The sequence below is a fragment of the Aestuariimicrobium ganziense genome (genome assembly GCF_015352975.1).
GTDB lineage: Bacteria > Actinomycetota > Actinomycetes > Propionibacteriales > Propionibacteriaceae > Aestuariimicrobium > Aestuariimicrobium ganziense.
The window spans coordinates 621,867-635,468 of record NZ_JACYIZ010000001.1 but is presented as its reverse complement, the minus strand read 5'-3'; the positions used below and the strand labels follow the sequence as shown (position 1 = coordinate 635,468).

The 13,602-nt window shown below is 69.0% G+C and carries 14 protein-coding genes; all 14 read left to right on the top strand.

The window, feature by feature from the left end; translation table 11 throughout:
- Positions 1 to 48: 48 nt before the first annotated feature.
- The 14 genes from IE660_RS03145 (at position 49) to IE660_RS03080 (ending at position 13,602) form a co-directional block, all read left to right on the top strand.
- Complete coding sequence (locus IE660_RS03145) at positions 49 to 813, top strand: helix-turn-helix transcriptional regulator (RefSeq protein WP_407928977.1); 765 nt, start codon at positions 49 to 51, stop codon at positions 811 to 813.
- The gene (sufB, locus tag IE660_RS03140) at positions 810 to 2,261 is read left to right on the top strand and encodes a Fe-S cluster assembly protein SufB (RefSeq protein ID WP_203566827.1); all 1,452 of its coding nucleotides are present in this window, start codon (positions 810 to 812) and stop codon (positions 2,259 to 2,261) included. The genes IE660_RS03145 and sufB overlap by 4 nt, the downstream gene beginning before the upstream one ends.
- Before the next feature lie 58 nt (positions 2,262 to 2,319).
- Positions 2,320 to 3,504 carry a SufB/SufD family protein gene (locus tag IE660_RS03135; protein ID WP_203566826.1) on the top strand — a complete coding sequence of 395 codons (1,185 nt, stop codon included), beginning with the start codon at positions 2,320 to 2,322 and terminating at the stop codon, positions 3,502 to 3,504.
- On the top strand, positions 3,501 to 3,854 hold the full coding sequence (locus tag IE660_RS03130; protein ID WP_203566825.1) for a Rieske (2Fe-2S) protein: 354 nt from the start codon (positions 3,501 to 3,503) through the stop codon (positions 3,852 to 3,854). The genes IE660_RS03135 and IE660_RS03130 overlap by 4 nt, the downstream gene beginning before the upstream one ends.
- Before the next feature lie 10 nt (positions 3,855 to 3,864).
- Positions 3,865 to 4,632 carry a Fe-S cluster assembly ATPase SufC gene (gene sufC, locus IE660_RS03125; protein ID WP_203566824.1) on the top strand — a complete coding sequence of 256 codons (768 nt, stop codon included), beginning with the start codon at positions 3,865 to 3,867 and terminating at the stop codon, positions 4,630 to 4,632.
- Positions 4,633 to 4,648: 16 nt separating this feature from the next.
- Positions 4,649 to 5,947 (top strand): cysteine desulfurase, encoded by a 1,299-nt coding sequence (locus IE660_RS03120; protein WP_203566823.1) that lies wholly within the window; start codon positions 4,649 to 4,651, stop codon positions 5,945 to 5,947.
- Complete coding sequence (gene sufU, locus IE660_RS03115) at positions 5,944 to 6,477, top strand: Fe-S cluster assembly sulfur transfer protein SufU (protein ID WP_203566822.1); 534 nt, start codon at positions 5,944 to 5,946, stop codon at positions 6,475 to 6,477. The genes IE660_RS03120 and sufU overlap by 4 nt, the downstream gene beginning before the upstream one ends.
- On the top strand, positions 6,474 to 6,860 hold the full coding sequence (locus IE660_RS03110) for a metal-sulfur cluster assembly factor (protein WP_203566821.1): 387 nt from the start codon (positions 6,474 to 6,476) through the stop codon (positions 6,858 to 6,860). Before sufU ends, IE660_RS03110 begins: the two co-directional genes overlap by 4 nt.
- A gap of 26 nt (positions 6,861 to 6,886) precedes the next feature.
- Positions 6,887 to 7,792: a hypothetical protein gene (locus IE660_RS03105; RefSeq protein WP_203566820.1), complete on the top strand. Its 906-nt coding sequence runs from the start codon at positions 6,887 to 6,889 to the stop codon at positions 7,790 to 7,792.
- A complete protein-coding gene (locus IE660_RS03100; protein WP_203566819.1) occupies positions 7,792 to 8,118 on the top strand; it encodes a hypothetical protein in 327 nt (108 codons plus the stop codon). The genes IE660_RS03105 and IE660_RS03100 overlap by 1 nt, the downstream gene beginning before the upstream one ends.
- Before the next feature lies 1 nt (position 8,119).
- A complete protein-coding gene (locus tag IE660_RS15625; protein WP_203566818.1) occupies positions 8,120 to 8,953 on the top strand; it encodes a hypothetical protein in 834 nt (277 codons plus the stop codon).
- Positions 8,950 to 9,366 (top strand): hypothetical protein, encoded by a 417-nt coding sequence (locus tag IE660_RS15620; protein WP_203566817.1) that lies wholly within the window; start codon positions 8,950 to 8,952, stop codon positions 9,364 to 9,366. The genes IE660_RS15625 and IE660_RS15620 overlap by 4 nt, the downstream gene beginning before the upstream one ends.
- Positions 9,367 to 9,551: 185 nt before the next feature.
- Positions 9,552 to 11,150 (top strand): ABC-F family ATP-binding cassette domain-containing protein, encoded by a 1,599-nt coding sequence (locus IE660_RS03085; protein ID WP_203566816.1) that lies wholly within the window; start codon positions 9,552 to 9,554, stop codon positions 11,148 to 11,150.
- 568 nt (positions 11,151 to 11,718) lie between these two features.
- Positions 11,719 to 13,602 carry an ABC transporter ATP-binding protein gene (locus tag IE660_RS03080; RefSeq protein ID WP_235996722.1) on the top strand — a complete coding sequence of 628 codons (1,884 nt, stop codon included), beginning with the start codon at positions 11,719 to 11,721 and terminating at the stop codon, positions 13,600 to 13,602.

The following is a 13,602-nucleotide window of genomic DNA, read 5'->3' as shown; positions in this document are numbered from 1 at the left end:
TCGGCGCCCGGACTTGATCGTCGGGCCGATATTGGCAAGACTGGCGTAGTGAAAAACCCTCGAGTGACGCCACCAGCCACCCCGGCTGTGCCCGTGCTCGACGAGGCCACCACCCGCGACCGGGTCGCGCACTCGATCCTCGAGCACGGCCCTTCGACGGCCGCCGAACTGGCCCAGCGCCTTGGGCTGACCACCGCCGCCGTGCGGCGCCACCTCACGGCGCTGGTCGAGCGCGGCGAGATCAGTTCCCGTGAGCAGCGGGTCTACGGCCAGCGCGGGCGAGGTCGTCCCTCGAAGGTCTTCTACCTGACCGACCAGGGCCACGGAGAGTTCTACCAGGCCTACGACGACCTCGCGATCGCGGCGATGACCCAACTCGCCAATACCGCGGGTTCCACCGCGGTGCACAGCCTGGCCGAGCAGCGCGTGGAGACCCTCGAGGCGGCCTACCGCGAGCTGGCTGAGCAGTACCCGGACCGTCCGGCGGTCGAACTGCTGGCCGAGGCCCTCAGTGCCGACGGTTACGCAGCCTCGATCCGCCCGGCGATGGCCGGCGACCAGCTCTGCCAGCACCACTGCCCGGTCGCTGCGGTGGCCGCGGAGTTCCCGCAACTGTGCGAGGCCGAGACCCAGCTGTTCAGCCGCCTGCTCGACTCGCACGTGCAGCGGCTGGCCACCATTGCCCACGGCGACGGTGTCTGCACCACCCACGTGCCCAGGATGATTGTTGCGGGGGAGAACCCCCTGCACCCCCCAGCGGCCGACCCCAAGACCCCCCTCCCCAGTTCCCCCACCGAAAGGTCACAACCATGACCCAGCTCGAGCAGCCTCGTCCGGCCGCGCCAGGCCTTGGCGCCACCCAGGACGAACACCTCGAGGCCCTGTCGAAGTACCAGTGGGGTTGGCACGACGCCGACGCTGCCGGCGCCAGCGCGCAGCGTGGCCTGAACGAGGCCGTGGTCACCAACATCTCGGGGCTGAAGGACGAGCCCCAGTGGATGCTCGACCTGCGCCTGCGTGGCCTCAAGCTGTTCGGTCGCAAGCCCATGCCCACGTGGGGTGCCGACCTGTCCGACATCGACTTCGACAACATCAAGTACTTCGTGCGCTCCTCCGAACGCCAGGCCAAGAGCTGGGAGGACCTGCCCGAGGACATCAAGAACACCTACGACCGCCTGGGCATCCCCGAGGCCGAGAAGCAGCGTCTGGTCGCCGGAGTCGCCGCGCAGTACGAGTCCGAGGTGGTCTACCACTCCATCCGTGAGGACCTCGAGGCCAAGGGCGTCATCTTCGTCGACACCGACACCGGCCTGAAGGAGCACGAGGAGCTCTTCAAGGAGTACTTCGGCACTGTCATCCCGGTCGGCGACAACAAGTTCGCCGCGCTCAACACCGCCGTCTGGTCGGGTGGTTCGTTCATCTACGTGCCCAAGGGCGTGCAGGTCGACATCCCGCTGCAGGCCTACTTCCGGATCAACACCGAGAACATGGGCCAGTTCGAGCGCACGCTGATCATCGCCGACGAGGGCTCCTACGTGCACTACGTCGAGGGCTGCACCGCACCGATCTACAGCTCCGACTCGCTGCACTCGGCCGTGGTCGAGATCATCGTCAAGAAGAACGCCCGGGTGCGCTACACGACCATCCAGAACTGGTCGAACAACGTGTACAACCTGGTCACCAAGCGGGCCACCTGCGCCGAGGGCGCCACCATGGAATGGATCGACGGCAACATCGGCTCGAAGATCACCATGAAGTACCCGGCCGTCTACCTGATGGGTGAGCACGCCAAGGGCGAGACCCTGTCGATCGCCTTTGCCGGCGAGGGCCAGCACCAGGACGCTGGATCGAAGATGGTGCACTGCGCCCCGCACACGTCGAGCTCGATCATCTCCAAGTCGGTCGCCCGCAACGGCGGACGCTCGTCCTACCGCGGTCTGGTCGAGGTGCAGGAGGGTGCCCACCACTCCGCGTCCTCGGTCAAGTGCGACGCCCTGCTGGTCGACCAGATCAGCCGGTCGGACACCTATCCCTACGTCGACGTGCGTGAGGACGACGTGTCGATGGCCCACGAGGCCACGGTCTCGAAGGTGTCGGACGACCAGCTGTTCTACCTGATGAGCCGCGGCATGGAGGAGGACGAGGCGATGGCGATGATCGTGCGCGGTTTCGTCGAGCCGATCGCCCGCGAGCTGCCGATGGAGTATGCCCTCGAGCTCAACCGCCTGATCGAACTGCAGATGGAAGGCGCGGTGGGCTGACGGGGTCGACGACCCCCACCCACCCAGCACGCCTCGACACCAGAAAGAAGAACATCCCTTGTCAGTAGATACTGCAGTCGGCACTGCGGCGCCCGCCGATGCCGTTCCCAACGTCGCCACTGCCCTCGAGCGCCTCGAGTCGCACCTGCACCCGACCCCGTCGTGGAACTTGGACGACCACCCGCAGCCGACCGGCCGCGAGGAGATCTGGCGGTTCACCCCGATCAAGCGCTTCGCGGCGCTGCTCGGTGACCCCGCCGACCTGGGCACCCTCGACTGGCAGGCCGACCTGCCCGAGGGCGTGACGGTCACCGACCTCGACGACGAGCAGGCCAAGGGTCTGGCCGTCGAGGCCCCGGTCGACCGGGTCGCCGCCCAGGCCGCTCTGCACACCGTCCACCGCACCCACATCCAGGTGCCGGCCGAGGCCGAGCTCGATCGTCCGGTGGTCTTCACCGCCAACGGCCAGGGCGGCCAGGCCCGCGACCACTACGTACTGTCGGTCGGCGCCCACGCCAAGGCCACCGTGGTGATCCGGTTCACCGGCACCGCCAGCTACGGCGAGAAGTTCGACGTGCTCGTCGGCGACGGCGCCCAGCTGAACCTGGTCACCGTGCAGGACTGGGCCGAGGGCGCGGTGCACGGCGGACAGCGCTCGATCCGGGTCGGTCGCGACGCCCAGGTCAAGGCGATCACCGCTTCGATCGGTGGCGACATCCGCCTGCAGGAGGATGCCCGCTTCGACGGGCCGGGCGGCTCGCTGGAGCAGTTCGGGCTCTACCTGGTCGATGCCGGCCAGCACATCGAGCACCGGCTGTTCGTCGACCACAACGCACCGCACACCTCGTCCAACGTCGACTACCGCGGCGCCCTGCAGGGCAAGGGGGCGCACTCGGTGTGGATCGGTGACGTGCTGATCCGCAAGGTGGCCGAGGGCATCGAGACCTACGAGGCCAACAAGAACCTGGTGCTCACCGACGGCTGCCAGGCCGACTCGGTGCCCAACCTCGAGATCGAGACCGGCGAGATCGCCGGGGCAGGTCACTCGTCGACCACCGGCCGTTTCGACGACGAGCAGCTGTTCTACCTGCGCAGCCGCGGCGTGCCGGAGTCCGAGGCCCGGCGCTTGGTCGTCCACGGCTTCTTCAACGACATCATCCGCAGGATCGGCGTCACCGACGTCGAGGACCACCTGCGGGCGATCGTCGAGCACGAACTCGAGATCCTGGGAGCACAGCAGTGACCTTCCAGGCCGTGGCCACCATCGACGAGATCGTCGACGACCTCCCGCTGGGGGTCGAGGCCACCGCACCCGACGGCACCGAGTGGCAGATCGTCCTGGTGCGCTTCGATGGTGAGCTGTACGCGCTGCACGACGAGTGCAGCCACGGCCACGTCCGGCTCTCCGAGGGAGACCTGACCGCCGAGGGCATCGAGTGCCACCTGCACGGGTCGCTGTTCGACCCGCGCACCGGCGCCGCGCTGAACCTGCCCGCCACCCAGCCGGTGGCGACCTACCCGGTCAAGGTCGACGGCACGAACGTGCTGGTCGACGTCGACCACCCCCTGAACAACGTCACGTACGAGAACTGAGAGATTGCAGATGTCGAAGCTGGAGATTGTCGACCTTCACGTGTCGGTCGAGACCGAGTCGGGCGCCAAGGAGATCCTCAAGGGCGTCAACCTCACCGTGAACTCGGGTGAGGTGCACGCCATCATGGGGCCCAACGGTTCGGGCAAGTCCACCCTGGCCTACTCGATCGCCGGGCACCCCAAGTACGAGATCACCTCGGGCTCGGTCAAGCTCGACGGGGTCGAGCTCACCGAGCTGACCGTCGACGAGCGTGCCCGCGCCGGGCTGTTCCTGGCCATGCAGTACCCGGTCGAGGTGCCGGGGGTGTCGGTGTCGAACTTCCTGCGCACCGCCAAGACTGCCCTCGACGGTCAGGCGCCCAAGCTGCGCACCTGGGTCAAGGACGTCAACGGCGCCCTGGCCGGCATGAAGCTCGACTCCAGCTTCGCCGGCCGCTCGGTCAACGAGGGCTTCTCCGGTGGTGAGAAGAAGCGCCACGAGATCGCCCAGCTCGAGCTGCTCAACCCGCGCTTCGCCGTGCTGGACGAGACCGACTCCGGCCTCGACATCGACGCGCTGCGCGTGGTCGCCGACGGCGTCAACCGCTACACCGGCCAGGGCGACCGCGGCCTGCTGCTGATCACCCACTACACCCGCATCCTGCGCTACATCGAGCCCGACTTCGTGCACGTCTTCGTCGACGGCAAGATCGCCGAGGAGGGTGGCCGCGAGCTGGCCGACCGCCTCGAGGCCGAGGGCTACGACCGTTACGTCAGCGCCGCCGGCGCGGGTGCCTGAGGACGATCCACCTCGCATGAGTCGCTACGACGTCGAGGCCATCCGGGCTGACTTCCCGATCCTGCAGCGCAGGGTCGGGCAGTACCCGTTGGCGTACCTCGACTCGGCCAACACCTCGCAGAAGCCGCAGCAGGTGGTCGACGCGATCGCCCAGCACTACTTGCAGCACAACGCCAACGTGGCCCGTGCCATGCACGTGCTGGGTGCTGAGGCCACCGAGTCGTTCGAGGGGGCCCGGTCGCGGGTGGCCCGGTTCATCGGCGCGGCCAGCCCCGACGAGGTGGTGTTCACCAAGAACGCCTCCGAGGCGCTCAACCTCGCCGCCAACACCCTCGGCAGCAGGCTTCGTCCCGGCGACGAGGTGGTGGTCTCGGTGATGGAGCACCACTCCAACATCGTGCCGTGGCAGCTGGTCTGCGAGCGCACCGGCGCCACTCTGCGCTGGTTCGACGTCACCGACGACGGGCAGCTCGACCTCGAGGCGGCCGAGTCGTCCGGACTGGTCAACGAGCGCACCAAGGTGGTCAGCCTGGCCTGGGTGAGCAACGTGCTGGGCACGGTCAACCCGATCCGCACGGTCGCCGACTGGGCCCACGTGGTCGGCGCGGTGATGGTCGTGGACGGCGCCCAGGGCGTGCCGCAACGCCCCACCGACGTCACCGCCCTGGGGGCCGACATGCTGGCCTTCACCGGGCACAAGGTGTGCGGCCCGACCGGCATCGGGGTGCTGTGGGGACGACTCGACCTGCTCAGCGACCTGCCGCCCTTCCTGGGTGGTGGCGAGATGATCGAGGTCGTCCGGATGGAGGGTTCGACCTGGGCCCCGCCACCGCACCGCTTCGAGGCCGGCACCCCGCCGATCGCCCAGGCCGTCGGCCTGGCCGCCGCGCTGGACTACCTCGACGGCATCGGCATGGACGCGATCGCGGCCCACGAGACCGACATCACCCAGTACGCACTTGAGCAGTTGGCACGGGTCGAGGGCGTGCGGGTGCTCGGGCCAGGCGCCGACGCCGACCGTGGCGGGGCCATCGCCTTCACCCTCGAGGGCGTGCACCCCCACGACATCATGCAGCTGCTCGACTCGCGCGGGGTCGCGGTGCGCGGTGGCCACCACTGTGCCCGTCCGCTGCACGACCGGTTCGGCGTGCAGAGCTCGACCCGGGCCAGCGGCTACCTCTACACCACCCGGGCGGAGGTCGACGCCCTGGCCGAGGCACTCGACCACACCCGCCAGTTCTTCGCCAGGGGGCGCGGCAGCGCTCGTCGGAGTCGCCGTCGGCACAGCGACGCCGCCGTGGGAGGTGGGGCATGAACGTCGAAGACCTCTACCAGGAGATCATTCTCGACCACTACCGCGAGCGGCACCACAGCGGCCTGCGCGAGCCGTTCGGGGCCGAGGTGCACCACGTCAACCCCAGCTGCGGTGACGAGATCACCCTGCGGGTGGCACTGGCGGGCGACGAGATCGCCGACATCAGCTACGACGCGGTCGGCTGCTCGATCTCGCAGGCCTCGACCTCGGTGATGGCCGACCTGCTGATCGGGCGCGACATCGACGACGCCATGGCGCTCTACGACGAGTTCCTCGAGATGATGAACTCCCGTGGCCAGGCCACCCCCGACGAGGACCGCTTCGAGGACGCGATCGCCTTCGTCGGCGTCTCGCAGTTCCCGGCTCGGGTCAAGTGCGCACTGCTGGGCTGGGCCGCCACCCGCGATGCCGTCGCCCGCGCCCAGACCGCTGAGACGCAGTCCTCTGAGACGCAGACCGTTGACACCCAGACCGGCGAGACACGGGCCGCCACCACCGACCTTCCCACCCCGCCCCAGGAGGCATCATGACCGAACAGCGTCCCTCAGACCTGGTCAAGGACGACTTGCCTGACGTCGACGTCACCGCCGGCTCGACCGGCGCTCGTCCCAGCGAGGATGACGTGCTCGAGGCCATGCGCGACGTCATCGACCCCGAACTGATGGTCAACGTCGTCGACCTCGGCCTGGTCTACGGAGTGCACATCGACGAGGGCAACAACGCTACCATCGACATGACCCTGACCAGCCCGACCTGTCCGCTGACCGACCGGATCGAGTACGACACCCAGCTGGTGCTCGACGGTCTGGTGACCTCGGCCACCATCAACTGGGTGTGGCTGCCGCCGTGGGGTCTGGACAAGATCACCGAGGACGGACGCGAGCAGCTGCGCTCCATCGGCTACAACGTGTGACCCGCTGATCGACCAGAATTGGCCGCGTGACCCGCCCCCGCACACATCGTCCTGACGTGCCCTTGGACGCCCGAGGGTTGATGAGCTACGTCCAGGAGCAGTACCAGAGGGCCATGCGTGAGGCGAAGGCCCAGCGTGAGGCGCTCGCAGCCACCGCCGTGGTCGCCTCCGACGAGTTCATCGAACTCGAGGTCAATCCCGACGGCACCGTGGCTCGCTGCCTGTTCACCGAGTCGGCGCGCGACATCGCACCCGGGCGGCTCGCCGCCTCGTTCATGCGGGTGCAGCGCACTGCCCAGCTGCAGTCCCGCGAGGCGATGGTGGCCACCCTGCAGCGCACCCGCCCCGATATCGCCGCCGCCGTGCAGGAACACGAGCCGCAGACCGCCGGCGAGGACGAGTCGCGCTCACAGGTCACCACCCGCCCGGTGGCCGCCGCCGGCACCGACAGGGCGGACGACCAGACCCCAGAGGAGTTCCCGCCGCCCCCGAAGACCGGTGTGGAGGCCCGCTGGGCTCAGATCCGTGCCGAGGCCCGCAACCCGATCGCCGCGATCAACGCCGCCGCCCGCGACCCGGAACTGACCGCAGCCCGCCCCAAGGGTGACCCGAAGCTGTGGAACCAGCAGGCGCGCGAACGGATCACCGCCATCGTCGAGCGAGGCCGTGCCCTGATGCCACAGCTGCAGACCCTCACCGGCCATGCCGCGTCCGACCTGGTCGAGGTCACGGTCAACCTGGGCGGTGCCCCGACCGGGATCGAGTTCCGTCGCCAGTTGGGTGACCGCGACCTGGGTGAGGTGGCCGACGAGGTCGTCCAGGTGCTGGGTCAGGCCCACGCCGACGTCAAGGGCCAGGCCGATCGCCTGCTCGAGGGCGTCGATCCCGGAAGCTCGTGGACCACCGACGCCCCCACCGGGAAGGACAGCTGATGAGCGACTGCTCGTTCGAGGTCAGCGACGCCGAGCTCACCGACCAGCTGACCAGGCTGGAGTCCGCGAAGACCACCATCAACGACGGCATCAGCCTCGTGCAGAATCCGCCGCCGGCGGTGGCCATCACCGAATGGGCTGCCTCCATGATCAGTGGCGTCTTCGGTGGCGCCGCGGTCGGTGCCGAGGCCAGCACCCGCAAGGCCATGGAGATGGTCGAGCAGGTACGTCTGCAGTTGGTCGAGGTGCAGAAGTGCTACGCCGAGCAGGAGACCATCTACATCGAGGGAATCCAGACCATCACCAGCGATCTCGAGGCGGTCTGACATGCCCTTCTTCGCGGTGGTCGAGACCGGGTTTGCGTGGGCCGACGGTCAGTTCCGGCTCGACGACGTGCTGTCGCCGATCGGCATCGGCTTGGACTATCTCGCCGTGGTAGCCGACCCCCTCGGGGCGCTCATCGGGCAGGCTCTGGACTTCCTGCTGGGGCTGCTGATCGACTACGCGGCCTCGTTGTGCCCTCCGCTGGACGCGCTGTGGGGTGCCCCCGACCAGATCGTCGGCTACTCCGAGAAGGTCCACCAGAGCAGCGCCAAGCTGGCCGACGCCGCCAACCTCCTGGCCGACGCCGCCGCTGCCCTGACGATCTGGGCCGGACAGGGCGCCCAGGCCTACCTCGACGTGCTCAAGGGCGCCTACACCTCGGTGAGCGCCCAGTCGGCCCTGAACGCCAACATGGCTGACCTGTGGAACGCGGTGGGCTGCGTCGCCGCCATGGTCAAGGAGTTCCTCTGGGGCCTGATCATCGACCGCCTCGCCGCCTGGATCAAGGAGGGTCTGGTCGCGTTGGCCGCCTCGGTCCCCAGCCTCGGCACGTCGATCGGCATCTACACCGGGTGGGTCGCAGCCTCCTACGCGTGGACTTTCGGCAAGGTGATGAACTTCCTGTCCGAAGCAGCCGATGAGATCGACGACATCGCGGAGATGCTCAAGATCAACAACAAGTGGCTCGACAGCTTGGAGGACGTGTTCGGGTCTGCCGCGTCCAGCCCGATCGTCCCCAACATCCCCAACTGGGTCGCTCCGATTCCCGAAGGAGCCGGGAACGCCGGCGGCACCTTCGGCGACCCCAGCGACTCGATCAACCCGTTCCCCTCGTGAGCCGCCGCGTTCTGGTCGCGACGATCCTGGTCGTCCTGCTGGGCCTGGCCATCGGCTTCGCCGTGCTGAGGCAGGGGTGGGGGCTCGACCTCACCAGCCGCGCCGAGCGCACCGGCACGGCCATGGTCACCTCGTGCGAGGGTGCCCTGGCCCACCAGCGCTGCACCGGCACCGTCCGCTGGGACGACGGCAGCACCGAACAGGTCGACCAGATCTGGGCCAAGCAGTCGCTCAACGGCGAGGTCGCGGTGGAACAGCACCGCAGGCTGGGCGCTCGTCCCGGCCGACGCACCGTGGTCACCGAGGCCGGCTACCCCACGAGGGGAGATGGGCTGGCCGTCGGGGCCGGTGTGGTGGTGCTCGCCCTGGTCGGAGCGGCCGCGCTGGGGCTGCGCGCGGCCAAGCGTCGCTGACTCGTCTCGCGACGTTCCGCATCGTCCCCGCGCGTTCCGCCGGCAGCGGGACCATCAAGCTGGCCGCGGAAGTGGATTCGGCCGTCTCGAATCGCTGGCCACCCAGCCCGGCGCGAACGCCGACGGCTCCTTCGCGACCCCGGCGACTTGGGGCACCCTGCTCGCGCCACCTAGACTCGTGCGACGTGCTGCAGGCCAAGGACGTGGAGGTGAGGGCCGGGGCCAGGCTGTTGCTGACGCCGGTCTCGTTCCAGGTGCTGCCCGGCGACAAGGTCGGGCTGGTTGGCCGCAACGGTGCCGGCAAGACCACCCTCACCAAGATCCTCGCTGGTGAGGCATTGCCGGCCGCCGGGCGGGTGGTGCGTACCGGCCACCTCGGCTACCTGCCGCAGGACCCCCGCGACGGTGACCTCGAGGTCCTGGCGCTCAACCGGATCCTGTCGGCGCGCGGCCTCGACCAGGTGTTGCTGCGGCTTCGTCGCTACGAGCAGGAGATGTCAGAGGCGACCGGCGCCCGCCGCGAGGCCGCGATGAACTCCTACGCCCGGGCCGAGGCCGAGCACGTCGCCGCCGGTGGTTACGCCGCCGAGGCCGAGGCGGCCCGGATCGCAGCCAACCTCGGCCTGCCCGAGCGCGTTCTCACTCAACCTCTTGCGCACCTCTCGGGAGGTCAGCGGCGCCGGGTCGAGCTCGCCCGCATCCTGTTCTCGGGCGCCGACACCCTGCTGCTGGACGAACCCACCAACCACCTCGATGCCGACTCGGTGGCGTGGCTGCGCACCTTCCTGCAGGGCTACGCCGGGGGAGTGGTGATGATCTCGCACGACACCGGGCTGCTCGACGCCGTCGTCACCAAGGTGTTCCACCTCGACGCCAACCGCACCGAACTCGACCAGTACGCAATGAACTGGAAGCTCTACCTGCAGCAGCGCGAGACCGACGAGAAGCGCCGCAAGCGCGAACGGGCCAACGCCGAGAAGAAGGCCGAGGCGCTGAACGCCCAGGCCGAGAAGATGCGCGCGAAGGCGACCAAGGCCACCGCTGCCCAGAACATGATGAAGCGGGCCGAACGGCTGCTCGCGGGGGTCGAGGCCGAGCGCCAGGCCGACCGGGTGGCCCACATCACCTTCCCGACGCCCACCCCTTGCGGTCGCACACCGTTGACAGCCGAGGGGCTCTCGAAGAGCTACGGGTCGCTCGAGGTGTTCACCGACGTCGACCTCGCCATCGACCGTGGCTCGAAGGTGGTGGTGCTCGGGCTGAACGGCGCCGGCAAGACCACGCTGCTGCGGATCCTCGCCGCCGTGGAGCAGTCCGACACCGGTGAGGTGCTCCCCGGCCACGGGCTCAAGCTGGGCTACTTCGCCCAGGAGCACGACCTGCTCGACCTCGGTGCCACCGTGCTGCAGAACATGCAGGCCTCGGCCGACGCGATGAGCGAGACCGAGTGCCGGCGGGTGCTGGGCTCGTTCCTGTTCACCGGTGACGACGTCGACAAGCCCGCCCGGGTGCTCTCCGGTGGTGAGAAGACACGTCTCGCTCTCGCCATGCTGGTGGTCAGCGCCGCCAACGTGCTGCTGCTCGACGAGCCCACCAACAACCTCGACCCAGCCAGCCGGCAGGAGGTGCTGTCGGCCATCCGCGGCCACCGCGGGGCGATCGTCCTGGTCACCCACGACGAGGGTGCTGTCGAGGCGCTGGAACCCGACCGGGTGCTGCTGCTGCCTGACGGTGTCGAGGACCTGTGGAGCCCCGACTACGCCGACCTGGTGCAACTGGCCTGAGCCCGCTCCCGGGACCTGTTCCTGCGTACCTGTTTCTTGCGACCTGTTTCCTGCGACCTGTTTCCTGCTTCCTGTTTCCTGCGGCCTGCTCTCTGCGACCTGTGCCCGCCGCCCCTTCCTGCTTCGCGGTTGCCGATTTGGGGCAGCGACGTCGAACGGCTCACCGAGGCCACCGCACCCTCCCACCTTCCGTGCCCGGAATCGGCGAGACGTCGCTCTGGACTCCTGGCCTGTGCCCCCCTCCCGCCCTTCCGTCACATGTGACCCGTCCTCTGTCGGCCCGTCACCCGCGCCCCGTCCCGGCAACCCGTACTGAGGCCTCGTCCCCGCGCCCCCTCCCGGCCCCCATAACGGCCCCGTCCCAGCCCCTATGTCGGCCCCGTCCCGGCCATGTCCCGGCGCCCCTCACCTGACCCCGGACGCCGATTCCGGGCAGCGACGCCGAGCCGCTCACCAAGGCCAGCGCACCCTCCCGCCTTCCGTGCCCATAATCGGCGAAACGTCGTCCAACACCTCGTCCCAGACCGGGTCATCGGCCAGCGACTAGGGTTGCCGGGGGAGGTGGCCCATGGGCATGCCACACGGTGGCGGACGGATGATGCGCCAGTTCGGGCGCGAGGACGAGGTGCGTGGCCACCGACTCGCTGAGGGCACGGTCCGCAGGGTGCTGGGCTACGGCCGGCCCTACCGCTGGATGCTTGCTGCGTTCCTGGTCACCATCGTGGTTGGCGCAGTGCTGGGCGTCGCCCCGCCGCTGCTGCTGCAACGCATCGTCGACGACGGTGTGCTCGCCGGCAATGCCCGACTGGTGATCATCCTGGCCGCCGTGGTGGCCCTGATCGCCCTGCTCGATGCCGTCGTCGGCACCGTCGCCACCTGGCTCTCGAGCCGGATCGGGGAAGGCCTGATCCGCGACCTGCGGGTGCAGGTGTTCGACCACGTCTCGTCGATGCCGCTGGCCTTCTTCTCGCGCACCCACACCGGCCAGCTGGTGTCTCGCCTGCAGTCCGACGTGATCGGCGCCCAGCAGGCCTTCACCGCGACCCTGTCGCGGGTGGTGTCGAACCTGATCTCGCTGGTGCTGGTGCTGGTCGCCATGGCCGCGCTCAACCTGCCGCTGACCCTGGCCTCGCTGGCCTTCGTGCCCCTGTTGATCATCCCCAGCCGCATCGTCGGACGCCGGGTCGCCGCCCTGCAACGCGAGTCGATGCAGGTCAACGGCCGCCTCTCGGCGCTGATGACCGAACGCTTCACCGTCAGCGGCGCCCTGCTGGTCAAGCTGTTCGGCCGACGCCAGCGCGAGCATGACACCTTCGCCGAACCCGCCAACGCCCGACTGGGCATCGGCGTGCGGATCGCCATGGTCAGTCGCTACTTCGCTGCCTCGCTCACCCTGGTCGCTGCGTTGGCGACCGCCATCGTCTACGGCTGGGGCGGTGTGCTCACCGTCGAGGGCTCGATGACGCTGGGCACACTGACGGCCCTGGCTGGCCTGCTCGGACGCCTCTACGGCCCGTTGATGCAGCTCACCAGCGTGCGCGTCGACATCATGAGCGCCCTGGTCAGCTTCGAGCGGGTCTTCGAGGTGCTCGACCTGGAGCCGCTGATCAAGGACGCCCTGGACGCCGTCGACCTGCCCGATGGTGCCTCGCACCACGAGGCCAGCATCCAGTTCGACGACGTCTGGTTCACCTACCCCGAGCCGGCGCTGTACTCGCTGCGCTCGCTGGAGCCCGAGGGAGTGGTCGAGGAGCGTCCCAACGAGCCCGTGCTTCGTGGGGTGAGCTTCCGGGCCGAGCCCGGGCAGACGGTTGCCCTGGTCGGTGCCTCCGGGGCGGGCAAGACCACCATCACGCACCTGCTCAACCGCCTCTACGACGCCACGTCAGGCCGGGTGTGCATCGGCGGCCACGACGTGCGCTCGATCCGAGGCGAGTCGCTGCACGCCGCCGTGGGCTACGTCACCCAGGACGCCCACATGTTCCACGACACCATCCGCAACAACCTGCTCTACGCGGTGCCGACGGCCACCGAGGAGCAGATGCGTGAGGTGCTGGCCGCCGCGCAGGTGCTCGACCTGGTCGACCGGCTCCCCGACGGACTCGACACCATGGTCGGCGAGCGCGGCTACCGACTCTCCGGTGGTGAGCGGCAGCGGTTCGCGATCGCACGGCTGCTGCTCGTCCAACCTTCGATCGTTGTACTGGACGAGGCCACCGCCCACCTCGACCAGGAGTCGGAGGTGGCCGTGCAGCGTGCCCTCGACACCGCGATGGCCGACCGCACCAGCGTGGTGATCGCGCACCGGTTGTCGACCGTGCGCCACGCCGACCAGATCCTGGTGATCGACCGCGGCCGGGTGGTCGAGCAGGGCACCCACAGCGAACTGCTGGACGCCGATGGCCCCTACGCCCGGCTGTACGCCAGCCAGTTCCAGGGGGCAGACCAGTGA

Excerpts from the sequence above, each read along its gene's own strand:
- sufB (WP_203566827.1), top strand. The coding sequence starts at position 810 with ATGACCCAGCTCGAGCAGCCTCGTCCGGCCGCGCCAGGCCTTGGCGCC.
- sufC (WP_203566824.1), top strand. The coding sequence starts at position 3,865 with ATGTCGAAGCTGGAGATTGTCGACCTTCACGTGTCGGTCGAGACCGAG.
- IE660_RS03120 (WP_203566823.1), top strand. The coding sequence starts at position 4,649 with ATGAGTCGCTACGACGTCGAGGCCATCCGGGCTGACTTCCCGATCCTG.
- sufU (WP_203566822.1), top strand. The coding sequence starts at position 5,944 with ATGAACGTCGAAGACCTCTACCAGGAGATCATTCTCGACCACTACCGC.
- IE660_RS03110 (WP_203566821.1), top strand. The coding sequence starts at position 6,474 with ATGACCGAACAGCGTCCCTCAGACCTGGTCAAGGACGACTTGCCTGAC.
- IE660_RS03100 (WP_203566819.1), top strand. The coding sequence starts at position 7,792 with ATGAGCGACTGCTCGTTCGAGGTCAGCGACGCCGAGCTCACCGACCAG.
- IE660_RS15625 (WP_203566818.1), top strand. The coding sequence starts at position 8,120 with ATGCCCTTCTTCGCGGTGGTCGAGACCGGGTTTGCGTGGGCCGACGGT.
- IE660_RS03080 (WP_235996722.1), top strand. The coding sequence starts at position 11,719 with ATGGGCATGCCACACGGTGGCGGACGGATGATGCGCCAGTTCGGGCGC.